General features: G+C 60.8%; 18 protein-coding genes. 12 read left to right on the top strand and 6 right to left on the bottom strand.

Features of this window, described 5'->3' with window-relative positions; all coding sequences use genetic code 11:
* Positions 1-7: 7 nt before the first annotated feature.
* Entirely contained in the window at positions 8-709 is a 702-nt protein-coding gene (locus tag ACYP5B_RS05555) for a hypothetical protein (RefSeq protein ID WP_459568896.1), read from the bottom strand.
* On the opposite strand from ACYP5B_RS05555, the gene ACYP5B_RS05550 reads away from it, so the two are divergent.
* On the top strand, positions 708-980 hold the full coding sequence (locus ACYP5B_RS05550) for a hypothetical protein (RefSeq protein ID WP_459568895.1): 273 nt from the start codon (positions 708-710) through the stop codon (positions 978-980). The two genes, ACYP5B_RS05555 and ACYP5B_RS05550, sit on opposite strands and share 2 nt — an antisense overlap.
* A gap of 481 nt (positions 981-1,461) precedes the next feature.
* A complete protein-coding gene (locus ACYP5B_RS05545; protein ID WP_459568894.1) occupies positions 1,462-1,812 on the top strand; it encodes a hypothetical protein in 351 nt (116 codons plus the stop codon).
* Between the two features lie 104 nt (positions 1,813-1,916).
* Here ACYP5B_RS05545 and ACYP5B_RS05540 read toward each other — a convergent pair whose 3' ends face one another.
* The 3 genes from ACYP5B_RS05540 to ACYP5B_RS05530 form a co-directional block, all read right to left on the bottom strand.
* Entirely contained in the window at positions 1,917-2,888 is a 972-nt protein-coding gene (locus ACYP5B_RS05540; RefSeq protein WP_459568893.1) for a site-specific integrase, read from the bottom strand.
* 96 nt (positions 2,889-2,984) lie between these two features.
* Positions 2,985-3,365: a hypothetical protein gene (locus tag ACYP5B_RS05535; protein WP_459568892.1), complete on the bottom strand. Its 381-nt coding sequence runs from the start codon at positions 3,363-3,365 to the stop codon at positions 2,985-2,987.
* Positions 3,366-3,368: 3 nt separating this feature from the next.
* Positions 3,369-3,695, bottom strand: a complete 327-nt coding sequence (locus ACYP5B_RS05530) for a hypothetical protein (RefSeq protein ID WP_459568891.1) — start codon at positions 3,693-3,695, stop codon at positions 3,369-3,371.
* Positions 3,696-4,570: 875 nt separating this feature from the next.
* On the opposite strand from ACYP5B_RS05530, the gene ACYP5B_RS05525 reads away from it, so the two are divergent.
* The 4 genes from ACYP5B_RS05525 to ACYP5B_RS05510 are packed head-to-tail and all read left to right on the top strand — an operon-like array spanning position 4,571 to position 9,451.
* A complete protein-coding gene (locus ACYP5B_RS05525) occupies positions 4,571-5,071 on the top strand; it encodes a hypothetical protein (RefSeq protein WP_459568890.1) in 501 nt (166 codons plus the stop codon).
* A gap of 8 nt (positions 5,072-5,079) precedes the next feature.
* A complete protein-coding gene (locus tag ACYP5B_RS05520; RefSeq protein WP_459568889.1) occupies positions 5,080-6,723 on the top strand; it encodes a hypothetical protein in 1,644 nt (547 codons plus the stop codon).
* 1 nt (position 6,724) lies between these two features.
* Positions 6,725-8,749, top strand: a complete 2,025-nt coding sequence (locus ACYP5B_RS05515; RefSeq protein ID WP_459568888.1) for a hypothetical protein — start codon at positions 6,725-6,727, stop codon at positions 8,747-8,749.
* Between the two features lie 42 nt (positions 8,750-8,791).
* Complete coding sequence (locus ACYP5B_RS05510; RefSeq protein WP_459568887.1) at positions 8,792-9,451, top strand: hypothetical protein; 660 nt, start codon at positions 8,792-8,794, stop codon at positions 9,449-9,451.
* Between the two features lie 750 nt (positions 9,452-10,201).
* On the opposite strand, the gene ACYP5B_RS05505 is transcribed toward ACYP5B_RS05510, so the two are convergent.
* Entirely contained in the window at positions 10,202-10,711 is a 510-nt protein-coding gene (locus ACYP5B_RS05505; protein WP_459568886.1) for a polysaccharide deacetylase family protein, read from the bottom strand.
* An 861-nt stretch (positions 10,712-11,572) separates the two neighbouring features.
* Between ACYP5B_RS05505 and ribBA the strand changes: the two genes are divergently transcribed.
* The 4 genes from ribBA to ACYP5B_RS05485 all read left to right on the top strand — a co-directional run bounded on the left by ribBA (position 11,573) and on the right by ACYP5B_RS05485 (position 15,081).
* Entirely contained in the window at positions 11,573-12,685 is a 1,113-nt protein-coding gene (ribBA, locus tag ACYP5B_RS05500; protein ID WP_267604009.1) for a bifunctional 3,4-dihydroxy-2-butanone-4-phosphate synthase/GTP cyclohydrolase II, read from the top strand.
* 64 nt (positions 12,686-12,749) lie between these two features.
* The gene (ribH, locus tag ACYP5B_RS05495) at positions 12,750-13,253 is read left to right on the top strand and encodes a 6,7-dimethyl-8-ribityllumazine synthase (protein ID WP_267604010.1); all 504 of its coding nucleotides are present in this window, start codon (positions 12,750-12,752) and stop codon (positions 13,251-13,253) included.
* The gene (nusB, locus tag ACYP5B_RS05490) at positions 13,246-13,767 is read left to right on the top strand and encodes a transcription antitermination factor NusB (RefSeq protein ID WP_459568885.1); all 522 of its coding nucleotides are present in this window, start codon (positions 13,246-13,248) and stop codon (positions 13,765-13,767) included. Before ribH ends, nusB begins: the two co-directional genes overlap by 8 nt.
* A gap of 132 nt (positions 13,768-13,899) precedes the next feature.
* On the top strand, positions 13,900-15,081 hold the full coding sequence (locus tag ACYP5B_RS05485; RefSeq protein WP_459568884.1) for a pyridoxal phosphate-dependent aminotransferase: 1,182 nt from the start codon (positions 13,900-13,902) through the stop codon (positions 15,079-15,081).
* 91 nt (positions 15,082-15,172) lie between these two features.
* Here the strand turns inward: ACYP5B_RS05485 and ACYP5B_RS05480 are convergent, their stop codons facing one another.
* Positions 15,173-16,258, bottom strand: a complete 1,086-nt coding sequence (locus tag ACYP5B_RS05480; protein WP_459568883.1) for a lytic transglycosylase domain-containing protein — start codon at positions 16,256-16,258, stop codon at positions 15,173-15,175.
* A gap of 632 nt (positions 16,259-16,890) precedes the next feature.
* Here ACYP5B_RS05480 and ubiD point away from each other — a divergent pair.
* Both ubiD and ACYP5B_RS05470 read left to right on the top strand, forming a co-directional pair.
* On the top strand, positions 16,891-18,420 hold the full coding sequence (gene ubiD, locus ACYP5B_RS05475) for a 4-hydroxy-3-polyprenylbenzoate decarboxylase (protein WP_318234308.1): 1,530 nt from the start codon (positions 16,891-16,893) through the stop codon (positions 18,418-18,420).
* 121 nt (positions 18,421-18,541) lie between these two features.
* Positions 18,542-18,679: MerR family DNA-binding transcriptional regulator (locus tag ACYP5B_RS05470; RefSeq protein WP_459568905.1), on the top strand; the 138-nt coding region annotated here is incomplete at its 3' end.

Below are 18,679 nucleotides of genomic sequence, written 5' to 3'. Positions count from 1 at the left end.
ACATTAGTTATTTGCTCGCCTCGGAAGGGAATCCCCTGAGAACACCTGATTCGAGATCCACATGTTTGATTGTTTCGAGACTGTCAGGATCAAGCACTAGGTAGTCGGATTGCTCATACTCAAGAAGCGGTCGCCCCAAAAGATTAACGGATTTGAAATCGCCGTTTGGCCAAATAACAGCGTACGGGCGTGTTGCCGAATACTTATAGACTTTCACCATCTGCGGTGCCCCACCAATGGCATCAAACGATGGATCGCGCAGCATATCCCGTAGTACCTCGAACGGCTCCATATCGAACCCCACGTTTCCGACCACTCCGCGAGCCTTCTGAAGATCAGTAAGTCGCCTCATAAACTCGCTACGATAGTCCCCGGCAAATGCAAGCACCTTGCCGCCCCAATCCCTCTGTGGAGTAGTTGGCCTGAAATCAAACATTTTCTTGGACCCATCAAAATGAAGTTTCCATATCTTGAATTGGTTTGCCTTCCATGACCATCCTCCGAATAAGAAATCCGCATCAGGCTCAGCTTCGCATCCATGCGGCAGATCGTGAATCAGGTCTACCATGCCATTTAGCATGCGAAGCAGATGGCCTTTCAGTTCATCCAGATTCATCCCCCTACTCATTAGCTTCTGGTGTTGAGCAACGGCAGAAACCGCCTGAATCATGACTGGATATGCATACATCGTATTGCCCGCAAAGCTCATGACCGCATCCCCTCTTGGCAACGCCATTATTTTGGGGCTGCAATCCCATCTACAGCCAAAGGATAGTCGGCTATCGCTGGCAAATACCAATTCTTCACTTTCATTTACCCTGCGAATCCATGCAATTGATATTGTCATCTTTTTTAATTACCTTGCACTCGATACCATTAAGAATCCCTGGCTGACCCCACTTTCGGGAGTGTGGCGGACGCCAACAACGAGACTGGCGGCCGATGACCGCCCGAAACTCTATCACGAACTTCTCGCTTGAGCTTGCGAAGTGATGCAGGGATGCAGGATGCCCAAGTACGGGTTCACCCCCGCAATGTGCATGCCCCGCATACTAAAGAAATATGGTTGCAGATCCGTTAGTACAGAGGAATTACTCCAGGTCTATGGGGCTCTGATCCAATACTGGCACACAATTCTGATATCTTCTGATATTCACCATGAATATATACGCATACCATCCATCCGATCCCACTCGAACGCTGATCCACATTGATCAGTGGGTGATTACTTACGACCCAGACACCAACGGGTGCTGTCGAATCTGTCGCCAAACGATGAAGGTAAAAGCCGACAAATCCCAGCGACAAACACATTTTGCACACGAGCCGAACTCCGGTTGCCCGACAGTTGCGAGGAATCACATCCCATATAGCGGCTTTCGCACGTTGCCGCATGACCCTAACGTAGAGTCGGACGCAAAATCATATACGCTGGCCAATATCGAAGGAATATATTTGAAGATGAAGAAGTTTGTTGCTGGACTAACGTGGAAAGAGATGCATGAACTTCTGGAAACCGCGCGTAGAGAAAGGATCTGGTCGCTGAAAGGAATGCCTCATGAGTGCATTCCCTATGTGCTTCTTACGTGTAACACAAGTTTCAAGCCAAGCAAACAGTTTGGCCGCAACAAGGAGGCCTTTTTTGTATTGGAAACCTCGCCGGATCCGGGTGATTATTGGAACTTTCCCGCAGGACATAAGCGATACATATGGGAAGTTACACTGCCCAGTCGAGCAGTGACGCATCACGAGCTCGACTTATCCACGCCCCACGTGTGGTATATGAGCCGCGTCCAAGAGCTTCTTGCCTGATTCGATTGAATCACATGGTCGCGGAATGATATTTCGGCGATTGAAATTTAGCTGGGCCTGTGCGCTAGTGTTTAGGGGATTGCGAGCGTCGGCGATAACCGGCGTCAAAGCAAACTCGGAATCTTTCTTCTTGCAACCGGCCGGATGTAGCGAGCCAACATTGCATCCGAGCGGTGTCCCGTTTGCTCTTTGATCTGGTGAGGCTGCAATCCGGCTTCGACTGCCGTCGTCACGTATCCTGCTCGCAAGCTGTGTCCCGAGACGGCAGACGGATCGCCGCCTACCCGTCTTGTCGAAGCCTTTACGATCAGCGCAACCGACTGCGCAGACAGGGCTGTACGACCCACAGCATCGTGTCGGTTCACGGCGCGGAATACCCAGCCTGAAGCAATCCCTGCCAATTCCAACCACTGCCGCAGCGCCTTGACCGGACACCGCGTACCTCTCGCGTGCGGGATAAACACGGTGCGCCCCGCACCGGCCTGGTCCGTTTTCGAGCGCCGAATCAGGATTTCCAGGCCGTTGGTATGATCGCTGATGTCTTCGCAGCGAATCGCAACCAACTCGGAGCGCCGAAAGGCCCCTGCAAAGCCCACCAGCAGCAGCGCGCGGTCGCGCGCTGCCTGCATCGGCTTGCGCTGATCCACCATCACCAGCATTTCAAGAAGGTCATCCTTGACGAGCGCCTTGGCTTGGCGTTGCCGTGTCCCCAGGGTTCGCCGGATTCCCGCCATGGTTTGTTTCACCAATGCACCCCGCGCCGGAGACTCCAGCCCCTTGTCTACATGCGCGCGGTGGATGGCGATAAGCCGCCGCTCTATGGTGGCAACAGCCAAAGTTGCAGCCAACTCGGCCAGGTAAGCTGCGAGATCCTGCGGCGTTGCCGGAATCCTGCCGCCCTTGCTTGTGAAATGTCGAAGGTCTGCGGCATAGCCGCGCTGGGTCGCCGCCGAGCGGGCCGCCGCCACATACCCATCGACCGACAGGTTTTGGTGTCGTGTAGGGTGGTTTGACTGGGCTGGCGTGAGCCGCTCATGGGCGAGTGTCGTCCCACCGAATTTGGTGTCATTTTTCATGGCTTTTTTGGTAGTGTGAAGTGAGCCTTTTCGCTAATCAGCGAAAACTGGAAGTGCGGCGAGGTTGCCGCGTGCTGGAGTACGAGCAAACTGCGCTCAGCTGCTGGGGGTAGGTGGGGGCGAGGTATCGGAGGGTACGTAATCTGCCGTATGCGCTCGGCAGGCCATTGCCAGCTCTTGTGCGAACGCAATGAACTCGCCGAGATCGGCCATTAGCCAGCCGACAGCCGCTACTGGGCCGCCCGATATATCATTGGTCTCGATCTGCGGCGCGGCGTGGGCAAAGTGGATGGTCTGCATGGCCGCCTCAGCGCACGCCGCGATCCGCAAAAGAGCTTGCGGGTCGGCGGCCGCATAGTCGACTTTGCGGGACTCGGTAACAGGGAGCAAAGGCAGCGCCAAGAACAGGTCATGCAACGGCCGCTTGGTGGTTCTCGTTGAAAGCGGCGAAAGGGTGATGGAAATCTGCGCGGCCATGGTTCAGTACTCCTCCGGCAGCAGCAGCGTCGTCGCGCTCCGGTCAGCTTCGGTGATGATCCATATTCGTTCTCCCGCAACTTCGTAAGCGGAGAGAATGCGTAGGCCGTTGTCGACGGCAAACCGGTTCGCCTGCGCATCCTCGATTGGCACCAAGCCCCAGTCGCCGTGCACATGACGCGCTAGTAACGGGGCGGCGTTGACACCGTGGCAGTCGAGATGACCCAGCGCCCCTCGCGTGGCAACGATCTGCCCCAGCGGGAACAAAGGGCGCTGCCTCATAGCGCGGCGGAGTGGTTGCACGTTGTGGCTACTATTTGAGTGGGACATGAAAGACCTCCTGAAGGTAAAGGCGCACCGCTATCCGAGCCCCGGAAAGCACAAAAGCCAAGGCAGGGAGCCTTGGCTTTTGTGGGGAAAAAAAGGTTTGCGGCGACGGTAGTCGTTCGCGGCATGGCGCAAAATGCGCCACATCAACAGGCTACGCCAGGGCCGATATTGGAGCAAGCATCGTGCAACTTTGGCAACCATGAGCAAATCCACCTATGGCGCAAAGCGGTTCGACAATTCTGTTGCCGCGAGGCTGCGGCTTCCCTTCCCATTGCGCTACGCCCAGGTGAATCCCTCTCAAGCGGGGTATAGAATTTCCTAGTTAATCGACTAAAAAAGTATCATCTTCTAGGCAAGTTACTTCCTTTGATGCCGGCCCCACTGTAGCCCCGCTGAGATGATATCTGCCCCCTGGGATCGCGACGACTTCGTTACTTCATTGAAAGTACGATACAGGCGTTACTCGTCTCTTGCTTTGCCTGCGAGTTTGGTACGCATCCGATTTGCACATCGCCTGATGAGATTCGACGGAACGATGGGGCACGTGACAGCCCCCTCCCCTTATGCCGATGGGAAGCCTGTTCCTGCCCGCAGGAATGAGCGCCTGTTGCGCGTGCCAAGCGCACAAGCATCCTCGATGCACCGTGGTCGACTGCATATATGCGCCTCCTGCTCTGCTGGAACGGGTCTCCACTTGCAATCAAGTTTCCATTAGTCGCTAAAGGAACGCCCGCAACTGCCGATAAGAAGCGTGCAAGACCTGGGGCCGGAGGCAGAAGCTGCGTCGGTTCGGGTGAAGTTGTTCCCAATTTCCGCACAAAGTGGGTGTCGCGACCAAAGAATTGAACATCAATTCGCTCAAGACGAGACTAACAATGAAGCTTTTCAACAAGCAGTTGCCGTTGGCAATGCTGACGGGCGTGCTGCTGATCTCTGGCTGCAATTTCACAGAGAAGGAAGCAGATACTGCTAAAGCCAGTGCTGCTGCGGTGACGATCGAGAAAGTTCAAACCGCTCTCAATCAAAAGAACTTCGGCCAAGCCGCCACTCTGGCAGATCAGCTTACGGCGGCGAATCCCGAAAACGCGGATGCCTGGCTGATCGCCTCGGAGGCCAAGGCCGCCTCTGGCAACCGGCTAGCCGCCCTAGCTGCGCTGGAGAACGCGCTCAGCAAAGGCATGCGTGATCCCGCGCGACTCGACGCCAGCAATTACCTGGAGCCGCTGCGTTCGTCGAGCGAGTATCGGGTACTGCTACAGCGTTTCGGCCTGCTGAAGACGACCGCACAAGCCGGCGAAGCCTCCATTGACGAAACATCGACGGGTACCGTGGTGCGCGCTGGCGATGTCTCGGTCACGCTACCCAATTCTAAATAGATCAAAATATGAACGTCTTCAATAAGAAGCTACTGTCCGCAGCCATTACGGCCATGGTTGTGCTGCCAACTGCACACGCGATGGATATCGAATCCCGCGGCGTCGGTACGGCCAAGATCTCGGATGACCTGAATTCTGTGCGGACCTCGGCGCTGCGCCAAGCCAAGCGCAATGCCGTCCTTGCAGCGCTAGACAAGGTCGTCGGTGCCGGCACGAGCAAGAATTCCGAAGTGCAGGCGAGGCTGGATGACCTAGTGGTTCAGGTTGGTGAGGAATCCTTCTATAGCCCTACGCCAAGCTCAGCCGACGGCCAGTACCAGGTCAGCATCACGCTGCGCATGGACGACAAGGCCCTGCGCACACAGATCAGCGACCTTGGCCTGGCAATGAATACCACCGCCACGCGCAGCCAGCCCATCCTGGTCATGATGGATGAGTTTTTTACGACGCCGACGAATCTGCGAGCGCCACTCGAGGAACTGACCGAGTTCCGGCACGAGGAAGGGGCGCACTACAATGAGAAGGAAGCAGCCGCCAGCTCGAATAAGTCGGCCTATGCTGCCAGCAGCAAGGCCGCCTATGCGTCCAAGGAGCAGGCGGCTTTTGCCGTGAAGGATTCGTCGGCAGGCCGTGTCAGCGCCGCGCGCGACACGCAGGTCGCTGGCGCTGCGCGCGACGCCTATGGCGGGCAGGCGGCCGTCGCAGGACGCGACTCGGGCAGGTTTGACGCGGCAAGCGCCAGCAGCCATCAGGCGGCCGGTGCCGCCTCGCGGCAGGTCGCCGCGGCCAGCAGCAGTAACGTGGCTGCAGCGTCGTCGTCGCAATCCGCCTACGCGCACAGCGTCAACGCGGAAGACCATAACAACACGTACTTCAGGAAACTGGTCAAATACCAGCCGCAAAATACGGGCCCGGACAAAAAGAACTACACGTACAACGAGCTTAAGGGGCAGCTTGGCGACCTGGACATCAAGGTCCTGGACAATGCGATCTTCAAGAGCAAATACTTCGGCAATCGCGCCATTACGCTGGACCAGCTGGAAAACGGCGCAGAGCTGGCCAAGTACGTGGACTTTGCGCGACAGGAAGCGACCGCGGATTACCTGATGATCGGTTCCTCGGTCATTTACGACCTGGGGACCGACAAGAATTCCGGCCAGCCGGCGTGTACCGGCGTGGCAAGCACCAAGACTTTTTCGACCAAGACCGGTGAGGACATCGGCTCGGCCACGCAATCGGAAGCCGCCATCGGCGCCTCGTCGGACGATTGCCGGGCCAAGCTGGCCGTCAAGCTGGCAAGTAGCCTTGGCAACCAGGTGGGCAAGCGCATTCAGGAGTTTGCGAAGAAGCGCACTATGTACGGCGCGGAATATGTCATCCGCCTGACCGGCGGCAATCTCTCGCTGATGAGCCGCACGGCCTTCAACCAGGCATTGAAGACGGTGCCGGGCCTGGACAAGGCAACACAGCGCCAGGCCGGGGCGAGCCAGGTGGAAGTCGTTGCGGTCTACAAGGGCAGCGATCCGCTGGACCAGGCCGTCGCGATGGTCCTGGGCAACAATCCGCAGTTCGCCAGCCTTGACTCGATGGTGGACGGCAACGTGATCACCTTGTGCATAAATGGGTGCAGCAAGCCCAAGGCGGCACGCTGACATGGGCTGGAATGCATTGACTATCGGTGCCGCCGTTGCGATGGCGGCTTTGGCAGGGCAGGCCGGTGCTGCGGCACCAGTGAGCCTCTACGTCGTCCCCGGCATCTTTTTCGACGATGCCGCATCGAGCGCGACCGGGACGCCGGTCGCGGGCAGCAGCAAGATTGATCCGGCATTCCGGGCCGCGCTCGACGTGAAGCAGGCGATCCCGCTGCTGCAACAACGGGCGCAAGCGTATTTCAAGGATCTCACGCAGAACCTGGACAGCAAAAATCGGTTGCGCACGCTTGCGTTATCCGTGCAGGTAACGCGTGTCTCCCGCTATCAGATCGACAAGACCGACGGCACCGCAGATATCTACTTGCCAATCACGCTGAGCGTCTATTTTAGCAACCCGATGACTGGCGAGGTATTGCAGTCCTTTAGCCAGACGCGTTATGACGTGCTTACGGTGGCACGCGCACAGGGACCGGCGGCCATCGATTCAAAGGTGGCGGCTGCGTACCGGTCGGGTTTCGCCGCACTGCTGGACAGCACACTGACGGCCGCGGCCAAACAGTTTAATCCGTATGTGGTTGAGACCAGGGTAGCCGACACGTGGCGTGGCTTTGTGATCCTGGACAAAGGCTATCAGGCAGGCATCGGCAAGGGCGATGTAATGAACGACGGCGAGTCAGAGATCCGCGTCGAGCATGCGGGTCAGAGCTATGCGGTGGCCGTGCCCGTGCTGGGTGCACCGAAGGATGGCGCCATCTTCAGTCGCGCCAGCACCATGGCGCTGTCCGACGTAAAGAAGCCGCGCGTCCTGGCCCTGGTCAGCGACGGCAATCCGGATCTGTCATACGCGGTTAGCACGCAGTTGTTCACCGATAAACTGGGCAGCAGCGCTCCATTCGCCACCTTACCGCTCAATGCCAACTTTAGCCAGGTCCAGGCATCGATCGACAGCAATACGAAGATCGGGCACGAAGTCAGCGGCAATCGGGCGCTGCCGGACTACTTTATCCGGCTGGTGGTGCCACCCGCCAAGCACTATGCGCTGCCGACCAACCTGAGCTACAAGACCCAGCAAAGCTACCAGGCCTGGGCCTTCGCGGAGTTGTTGTCGCGCGACGGGCGCGTGCTTTATGCGGCCGATGTGAATCAGCGTATCGATGACACGGTGACGAACAACTCCGGATTCAACGCCGCGGACCGCCGCGAGGTGGTGCTGAAGAATGCCTTGAATGACCTGGCCGACCAGTTCAGCAAGGAGATCAAGTTCAAGCCGCTCGCGCTAAAAGTGAGCGCTGCGTCGTCAGATACCTTCCAGATCGACGACCCCGGCATGAACTTGCAGATCGGCGAGACCATTCGTGTCTATCACAATGCAGGCAGGCCCGGCAGCCTTGCCGAGGATGCCCTGGTTCCGACCTGGGACGCAAACGTCGTCAGCCGTGATGGGGCGGGGGTCATTGCAGCGCCGATCCTTCCTGTTGCCGGCAAGCCTCCCAGACCAGGCAGCGGCGATGTGGTCCTGATCGAGAGCGTGGCCAAGGCAGGCGCGGGAGGTCAGCGCATTGCGTACTGCCCGACGGAGAAGAGCCAGGTGGGCTCAGTCGCGCTTGAGCGCTTCAATCTGCTGGCCTATGCCGGCGCTGCGCGTGCGCCGATCGTCATGATCAATCCGGGCCTTGCGGATCTGGTCAAGGACAAGGTTGGCGGCCAGTCCGGCTTTGCCAAGGACCTCGAGTTGCGTCCTGGCACTTATGACCGATGCCTGGAGGCGTTGTATCGCATCGATCCGAAAGCCAAGAGATGTGATGACGGCATGTGTACGCAGGGCTACAGCATCCGCCTGGCCTACCGGCAGAAGTCGTCTGGCAGCGTATCGGGCCAGGCCATTCTGGAGCATGGCTTTGCAACGAGCGGCTATCCGACTGTGACGGATGCCGCGAACGTTGGCGCTTTGCAAAGTATCGAGCTGGACAAGGACACACGAGCCAGTCTCGATGGTGTCATGAAGCAATTGTTGAACCCTAACTAAGGAAAAATCGCTGTGAAGAAAACATCCGCACTCCTTGGCGCCATGCTGGCCGGCCTGCTGGCTATGTCTGCGCCGCAAGCCATGGCCTTTGGCCTCGGCAACCTGACCTCTGCAATTCCAGGTGTGGGCGGCGGCGCGTCAGCCAGCACGGTGTCCGCTGGAGATATCGATGCGTTCATCCAGACCGCGCAGGACGCCGACCAGATGATTGGCACGGCTTCCCGTCACATCTTCAAGGCTGTGGCGAGCAAGGAAGATGCCGCGGCGCACGAAGCCAATCTGGCTACCGCCAACAGCATCGCCGATCCCAGCGAAAAGGCCGCAGCGCTGAACAAGATTCGCGATGACGAAGCCACCGTGCTGCAAAAGTCGCTCGCCAGCAAGGAAGTGCAAGAGAAGCTTAAGACCCTGAACAAGGCGCAGCTGGCATCGTTCGGCAATGCGGCGTTTACCTTCATGCTTGGCGTGCTGAAGGACAAGCAACTGGCGGAAGGCAGCACAGCCCTCGTTTCGGGCGTGGCGGCGAATCCGACGCTCTTGCCTCGTCTGGGCGCACTGAAGGATGTGGCGTCGTCAGTCAGCGCTCAGGCCGCCAATACCGCCAAAATTGGCGAGGGCCTGGTGAAACTGGCTAAGGCCGGTAAGATCGCTGCGCTCCCGACCTCGGCTTCCGACAAGCCGAAGCCCGTCGGGGAAATCTGAGACGCGGGGCTTCCCTGTCTCACGAGTCGTCTGCGAAGAGTCGCAAGCACCTTTTTTGAGGGCGGATATCGCGCGTTCTGACTGTAGCGTACACCGCAGTACCGACTGCTTCTACTTTAAACGATTCTCTTCGCAGCCGTTCGGCACCCCCCGCTGCCTGTTGTATCGCCTGGAGGCGCAATATCTGCTGTCAAACATAGGATATTGAGCCTACGGGCGTTGTTTCTTTGGCACCTCGATCCCCTCACGGCGCCAGATGCGCTTCACCCTGTTACGTCACCAGCTTGGCCGCATGAGCGTACAGTGCTGCTTGATGTGCTTCCGACTCGAACGACCATCCCCTGCGGCGGCAGCGTCACGCTCCGTTTCTGTTGACCCATAGAGCCCTGGGCACTCGTTGTCACTCTGCGGCCTCAAGGCGAAACGGGACAGAGCGGCCGGAAATCAAATGAAAGTTGCCGACAGTGGCTGATCGACGGCAGGTGCCGAACTGTGCGGACAAAAGTAAGTGGTCCGAGAGAGCGTACTCCGGCAAACCGCCGCGCTTAGCATACCGAGCCCGCCCGTTCCCGGTAGAGGCAGCGCTTTAACCCGCGTTTCCTTAGCTTAGTAGCTGGTCATAGTTCTCCGTGAACCGTGCCCCCTGAGCAGCGTGGTGATCACGCCGTCACTGTGAACACCTTGAACAACGTGCCGTCGGCATGGCTGGCAGTGAAAAGCTGAAGAGAAACGCGGGGTGCTACCCAGTTTTCACTTCCCGCTAGCGGCCAGCTTGCTCATGGCGTGAACGCCGATATACCAGGCGGGCTGAAAGCCCGTGAAGTCAGTCCGCACTTGCTGTGCCGTATCGACCCAGTAAGCGGTGTCGATCATGTACTCAATTACCGTCTTGGGCGCGTGGCTGGCCTTCGCTCTGTGAAAGACGGTGTGTCTGCCGATTTCCGTCTCCGGGTCATAGTCGACCATAGCTAGCGCGAGGTCTGGCAGATCGGCGACGGTCTCCGCCTCCTTGTACACCGTCGCCACCAGTCCATAGTGAGCAAGCAGCGATGTGATCATTTCAGCATAAACCCAGTACGGGCCATGGGCGGGATGACGGAACTTGTCGATAGCCAACTTGCGGATGTCTGCCAGGGTCTTGCCGGTGATCGTGGCGATGCAGGTGAAGGCATCATCGAAATCCCCCTCCTGCTGGACTCGATTGAACGCGGGTTGAAACCCCTCGGGGGATGAGGTTACGGTAGTCGGAATGGTGACCATGGGGCACTCCTCGAAGATGATATGAAGAAGCGCGCAGCAACGCCTGCCTGGCGGCATCAGACGGTTTGTGGTTGGTGCTGGGGAAAAGCGGGAGACGAAATCCAGCAAGCTGGTTCTGCTGATTCGCACAGGCGGGCACTGCAGCGCGAGTGACGACCAAATGGCGCTACGGCTAACGGAATTCGGTCGATTCAGCAGCGTAGCATCGGCATTAGTGACCAATCAACCACAAAATAACTTTGAGCATACGCGCCAGAAAAAAACGGGCCTCTGGATCGACCGATGGCTGCACCCTTCCTCTCCTTCCATCGGACTCAATCTAGTGCGCGGTTTCGCCAGTGATGGCTAGGACGGGAAGGCGCGGTTGGGGACAACCTTTTGGAGCAACTGTCTATCGCTGCCTACTGACGGCTCGCTGCAGCATACGACGCATGACGGTATTTTTGACGGTATACCTCGCTTGCCTTGAAGCAGAGCCCTTGCCAGCTAAGGCTGTCCCGGCCGATTCGATATAATCGCGCGGTACGTGGAGCGCATGTTGAGCGCCCCGAAACCCGCCTGACACGCGTCCTTTCAGCACCCCGCCGCCTGGCAAGGCCACCTGACTTGCCGCCGCCCACCGTCACACGGAGGGCCTTCGGCATTGGCCCGGCAGGCGCCGCGCGCCCTGCGGCGCCCGGTTGACGTACAATATTGGGCCAGACCGCTGCCGCAGCCAGCCGGTATACCGCAAAAGCGCGCAAAAGTGCGTCAAAGCGGGTATCCGCCAGATTGCACCGGCAGCCGGCCAGCAAGCCATCCCGCCCGAAATTCAGCCAGAATTCCAGCCCAAACTTCAGCCAGCTTCCCAGCCTGCAAGCCATGACAATCGCCCGTACAGAAGAAATCATTGCCGAAATCCGTGCCGGCCGCATGGTCATCCTGGTTGACGAGGAAGACCGCGAGAACGAGGGCGACCTGGTCCTGGCTGCCGATTTCGTCACACCGGAGGCGATCAACTTCATGGCCAAGTACGGCCGTGGCCTCATCTGCCTGACACTGACCGCCGAACGCTGCCGCCAGCTCGAGCTGCAGCCCATGGTCAGCCGCAACGGCACGGTGCACGGCACCAACTTCACGGTGTCAATCGAAGCGGCGGAGGGCGTCACGACCGGCATCTCGGCGGCCGACCGCGCCCGCACCGTGCAAGCCGCGGTGGCCAAGGATGCCCGTGCCGCCGACCTGGTCCAGCCCGGCCATATCTTCCCGTTGACGGCCCAACCCGGCGGCGTGCTGATTCGCGCGGGCCATACCGAAGCCGGTTGCGACCTGGGCGCCCTGGCTGGCCTGACGCCGGCCGCCGTGATCTGCGAGATCATGAAGGACGATGGCACCATGGCGCGCCTGCCGGACCTGATCGAGTTCGCGCAAGAGCATCACATCAAGATCGGCACCATTGCCGACCTGATCCACTACCGCAGCCGCACCGAGAGCATCATCGAGCGCGCCGGCGAGCGCACCATGCAAACGCCGTACGGCACGTTCCACAGCATCATCTATCGCGACAAGCCGAGCGGCCGCGCCCACCTGGCGCTGGTCAAGGGCAATCCCCAGGCCGATCGTGAAACGCTGGTGCGCGTGCACGAGCCGCTTTCCACGCTGGACCTGCTGGAAGTGTCGCGTACCACGCACTCCTGGAGCGTGCCCGCCGCGCTCGAAGCCATTGCGCAGTCCGAGCATGGCGTGATGGTGTTGCTGAACTGCGGCGACACGGCCGAACAGCTGTTCACGCAGTTCTCGGCGCTCGACGCGCCGCAAAACCGCCCGCGCGTGAAGCCGGACTTGCGCACCTACGGCACCGGCGCCCAGATCCTCAAGGATCTCGGCGTGGGCAAGATGCGCGTGCTGGCATCTCCGCTGAAAATGCCGAGCATGACCGGCTATGACCTTGAAGTGACTGGCTACCAGCCCATGAGCGGCGGCCAGGCTAACTGAACTACCGGATACACGGCAGCCGCGAACCTGTCGCTGGCCGCCACCCGAACCCAGGAGAATAAAGATGGATCACGGTTTCTACCCCAGCAACCTCGAAGGTGAAGGCCTGCGCATCGGCATCGTGCAAGCGCGCTTCAACGAGCCGGTTTGCGCCGAGCTGCTTGAAGCCTGCGTCGCCGAGCTGGAAAAGCTGGGCATCGAAGGCGAGGACACCCTGGTGGTGACCGTGCCGGGCGCGCTCGAAGTGCCGCTGGCATTGCAAAAAATGGCTGAAAGCGGCCAGTTCGATGCGCTGGTCGCGCTGGGCGCGGTCGTGCGCGGCGAGACCTATCACTTCGAGCTGGTCTCGAATGAATCGGGCGCCGGCATCAGCCGTGTCGGCCTGGACTTCAATGTGCCCATCGCCAACGGCATCCTGACCGTCGACACCGACGCCCAGGCCCATGCCCGCACCCGCGAGAAGGGCCGCGACTGCGCCCGCGCCGCGGTGGAAATGGCCAACCTGGTCTCCGCGCTGGATTCGCTGCGCAGCCAGGAAGCGGATGAAGACGAGGACGACGATGAGTGACGCGCCCGAGAGCAGCAACCCCGCCGGCAAGCCGGCGGACGACGCCGGCACCAAGCCCGTCGCCAAGACCGAGCCCAAGGCAGCGCCCAAGAGCGCGCGCCGCCGCTCGCGCGAGCTCGCCCTGCAGGGCCTCTACCAGTGGCTGCTGAACCGCAACGATACTGATGCGATCCAGGCCCACCTGCACGACGCCCAAGGCTTCAACAAGGCTGACCGCGAGCACTTTGATGCACTGCTCAATGGCGCCATCCGCGAAGAAACCCGGCTGACGGGCGCCTTCGAGCCGTTCCTGGACCGCCCCGTGAGCGAGCTCTCGCCGGTCGAGCGTGCGGCCCTGCTGATCGGCAGCTACGAGTTGATCCACTGCGTGGACATCCCGTACAAGGTTGTCATCAACGAAGCCGTGGAACTGACCAAGACCTTCGGCGGCGTGGAAGGCTACAAGTATGTCAACGGCGTGCTGGACAAGCTGGCCGCCAAGGTGCGCGCGCCGGAACTGGCCGCCCGACGCTGAACGACGGCAACCGGCGCCGTTCACGGTGCCATGCTTGCCGTACCGACACCCGCTCCGGCGGGTGTTTTTACTTGTACTGCGCCCAACTCCGTCCAAACTCATTCAACCCAGCCCACCAAGCCTATTCCCACCATGGACCTGCAGCGCCTCGCCACCGCCTCCCGCCTTGCCAATATCGACGCCTTCCACGTGATGGAGCTGGCCAAGCAGGCCGCCGAACTCGAGCGCGCCGGGCGCCACATCATCCACATGGGGATCGGCGAGCCCGACTTCACCGCCGCCGAGCCCGTGGTGCGGGCCGCCGAGGCCGCCATGCGCCGCGGCGTGACCCAGTACACCAGCGCGCTGGGCATCGCACCGTTGCGCGAGGCCATCGCCGGCTATTACAAGACCATGTACGGGATCGACATCCCGGCGCGCCGCGTGGTGGTGACCGCCGGTGCCTCGGCCGCGCTGCTGCTCGCCTGCGCCGTGCTGGTGGAGATCGGCGCGGAAGTGCTGATGCCCGACCCCAGCTACCCCTGCAACCGGCATTTCGTTGCCGCTTTCGACGGCCGCGCGAAGATGATCCCGAGCGGCCCGGCCCAGCGCTTCCAGCTCACGGCCGAGCAGGTGGAGACCCACTGGGGCGAACAGACCCGTGGCGTGCTGCTGGCGTCGCCTTCCAACCCCACCGGCACATCGATCCTGCCGGGCGAGCTGGCGCGCATCCTGAAGGCCGTGCGGGCCCGCCAGGGCTTTGCCATCGTCGACGAGATCTACCAGGGCCTGTCGTACGACGCGCCGCCGGTATCGGCGCTGAGCCTGGACGACGACGTGATCACCGTCAACAGCTTCTCCAAGTACTTCAATATGACCGGCTGGCGCCTGGGCTGGCTGGTGGTGCCGGACGAACTGGTGGGCGCCTTCGAGAAAGTGGCGCAGAACCTCTTCATCTGCGCCTCGGCCGTTGCCCAGCATGCCGCGCTGGCCTGCTTCTCCCCCGAGGCGCTGGCGATCTACGATGCGCGCAAGGCGGAGTTCCACCGCCGCCGCGATGCCGTCGTGCCGGCGCTGGAGTCACTCGGCCTGCGGGTGCCGGTCAAGCCGGATGGCGCCTTCTACGTCTATGCGGACTGCCGTGGCGTCAACCACCCGGCCGCGGGCGATGCCGACAGCCTGACGCAGGCCATGCTGCACGATGCCGGCGTGGTGCTGGTGCCGGGCCAGGACTTTGGCCCCTTCACGGCGAGCGACTACATCCGGATCTCCTACGCGACCTCGATGGAGAACATCGAGGAGGCCATGGCGCGCCTGGGCAAGTTCTTCGCCTGAACGCCAGCCAGAGCCGTCGCTGCAACGAAAAAAAAGCACCCGGAAGGGTGCTTTTTTTTTCTGCGCTGCCCGAGAAGTGAAGATCCCGGGATCAGGCGCTTTTCGGAACGTTGCCTGCCGCTTCCAGCTTATCGCCGGCCGTGCCGTGATGAGGCTCGGCCTGAGCCTTGGCATCCGCCGTCACTTCCGGCTTGGCCGACACCGGCTCAGCCGCGACGCTGCGCACGCCCGGCAGTTGGCGCAGGCGGGCGCGCTCTGCCAGCACCTTGGCACCATAGCCGCCATCGGTGTTGGTGGTCGCCGCACCCACGTAATACTTCAGGCCGCCTTCCAGCGAACCGGCGCGGGCGATGCAGTCCTTGAGCACCAGCGCGCCGATCTTGATGTTGGCATACGGGTTCAGCGCGGCTGCTACGCCGCCCACGGCCTCGTACTTGTCCTGGTGGACCTTGGTCATCACCTGCATCAGGCCCTGGGCGCCCACGCCGCTCTCCGCGTACGGATTGAAGCTGGACTCAATCGCGATCACGCCCAGGATCAGCAACGGATCGATACCGACCTCGCGCCCCGTCAGGTACGCGGCCTTCACCAACTGCGCGGTGGCCTGCGCCGCCACGCGATACTTACGGGCGATGTAGCCAGCCACCACAGCCTGCTCGCGCGCGCTGCCCAGCGTGGCCGGGTTGCGCGCGTCAAGTGCCACGCGCTGTGCCGGGATCTGCGCGGCCAGGTGGGCCACGGAGGGTACCTTGCCGGCGGGCTGCTGCCCCCAGTCGTCCGTGCCGGACACGGTCGGCAAGCCTGCGGGCTTGGACTGCGCGGACTGCGCGGACTGCGCCATCGTCAGGCCCAGCTTGGCCGCGGCCACATCGGCCGTGGACGCAGGCACTGCGGCTTCCATCAACACCGCGGGCGCTTCCTCGCCGGCCAGCGCACCGGCCAGGGCCGTACGCCATTCCTGGCTGACAGACAGCGATACCGCAGCGACTACAGACATGACCCCGAGACTGTTCAGGGCATATTTCAATGTTGCGCGACCGCTTCGTAAAGCGCGGCCAGCGACCGGATGCGCAAGGCGGACCTGCAATGCCCGACTCACTCCGGGTACCGGGTGTCTGAAACGGACCTGCAATGCCCGTCCGACTCCGGGAAGATGAAGGGTTTTCCAACCACTCATACTTACCTCCATCCGCTGTCCGCTTCGTGCCGCGCTGCTGCGCCGCACGCCCGTTGACCGCGTATTCAAGTAAGGATGCCGCGCCGCCTAGCAAAGACGTCCAGCACCTGTTGGTGGGCGCTCCCCATGCGCCCAACGAGAAACAGGGTAGGCTCTTGGGGGAGCCTGCCCTGCCGCGAACTACTCAAAGCACCCGGCCACGGCCGGGGCGATCGATCGAATCCGTCCTGCTCAGACGCATCCGTTCTTATGATCAGATATGGATATTTCCCCACTAATCCCCTTGACAGGGCAGAAGAAAATGTGCTGCACCGCAACACTCCAACGAGCAGAACCGGATTGTAGGAACCCTTTTATACATCGTCAAGAATAACGTTTAGATAAAACAAAGCTTTTGGTTATATGTAACAAGGGACTTTGACGCACTTTCGTGCCCCCTCGATTGGGTAGATCTCAGTACTGGCAAAGCATAGAGGCCATCCCTACCGACCAAGGCAGAGTCAAAAAATTTACAATTTGGAGATGCAAATTGGGACGATTTTTTTGTGTCCCATCACTTTCATGTGAATATTGCTTCACACCACTTGCATGGACAGGTGCGCTAACGTGCCTGCGCCTCAATCGAATAAATCATGAAATACAACGACTTGCGCGATTTCCTGGGCCAACTGGAAGGCCTTGGCGAGCTGAAACGGATCGGTGCGCCGGTGTCGCCCAACCTCGAAATGACCGAAATCTGCGACAGGCTGTTGCGAGCCGGCGGACCGGCCGTCGTGTTCGAAAACCCGAGCGATCCGCATCGGCCTGGTCAGACTTATAGCGTGCCCGTACTGGCCAATCTGTTCGGCACGACACGAAGAGTGGCCCTCGGCATGGGCGCGGAAAGCCTGGCCGACCTGCGCGACATCGGCCGCGTCTTGTCGGCGCTCAAGGAGCCCGAGCCGCCCCGCGGCCTGCGCGAAGCCGGCAAGCTGTTCACCTTGGCCAAGTCGGTGTGGGACATGGCGCCCAAGCGCGTCAGCAGCCCGGCCTGCCAGGAGGTGGTCTGGGAAGGCAACGACGTGGACCTGGCGCGCCTGCCGATCCAGACCTGCTGGCCGGAAGACGCGGCGCCGCTGATCACCTGGGGCCTGGTGATCACCAAAGGCCCGCACAAGAAGCGCCAGAACCTGGGCATCTACCGCCAGCAGGTGATCAGCCGCAACCAGGTGATCATGCGCTGGCTGGCGCATCGCGGCGGCGCGCTGGATTTCCGCGAGCACGCGCTAGCCAACCCCGGCAAGCCGTTCCCGATCGCGGTGGCGCTGGGCGCTGACCCGGCCACCATCCTCGGCGCCGTCACGCCGGTGCCGGACACCTTGTCGGAATACCAGTTTGCCGGCCTGCTGCGCGGCAGCCGCACGGCGCTGGCGGGCTGTATCACGCCGACGCTGTCCGAGCTAAGCGTGCCGGCATCGGCCGAGTTCGTGCTGGAAGGCCATATCCAGCCCGACCCGGATCATCCCACCGGCTACCAGCACGCGCTGGAAGGTCCGTATGGCGACCACACCGGCTACTACAACGAGCAGGACTGGTTCCCCGTCTTCACCATCGACCGCATCACCATGCGGCGCGACCCGATCTACCACTCCACGTATACCGGCAAGCCGCCCGATGAGCCCGCGGTGCTGGGCGTGGCGCTCAACGAAGTCTTCGTGCCGCTGCTGCAAAAGCAGTTCCCCGAGATCACCGACTTCTACCTGCCGCCGGAGGGCTGCAGCTACCGCATGGCCGTGGTGCGCATGAAGAAGCAGTACGCCGGCCACGCCAAGCGCGTGATGTTCGGCGTCTGGAGCTTCCTGCGCCAGTTCATGTATACGAAGTTCATCGTGGTGGTGGACGACGATGTCGACGTGCGCGACTGGAAGGAAGTGATCTGGGCCATCACCACCCGCGTCGATCCCGCGCGCGATACCGTGCTGGTGGAGAACACGCCGATCGACTACCTCGACTTTGCCTCGCCGGTGTCGGGGCTGGGCTCGAAGATGGGCATCGACGCCACCGACAAATGGCCGGGCGAAACCACCCGCGAATGGGGCCGACCGATCCAGATGGATGCCGCGGTCAAGGCGCGCGTCGACAGCATGTGGGACTCCCTGTTCGAGGCCCGCGCCAAAGCGTGATCGATGTAAGATCCCACTAAATCGCATCGCAACCCATCCGCACGTCCGCGCGAGACGGACCCCAGGAGGAGCGAGCAACTGATACTCCATTCTTGCTCAGAAGTATCTATGATTGCTCGCCATGAGCAAGTTTTATCGGATCAACGAATTCGCAAAGCGCATTGGACGGGCTCCCAGTACGGTGCGCCGCTGGGAGCGCGAAGGCATCCTGGCGGCTAAGCGCCTGCCTTCCGGACATCGGTACTTTGACGAGTCCGAT

This window comes from Cupriavidus sp. 8B, assembly GCF_054589115.1.
The sequence above is the reverse complement of the archived record's forward strand: the minus strand, read 5'-3'. Positions and strand labels throughout refer to the sequence as shown.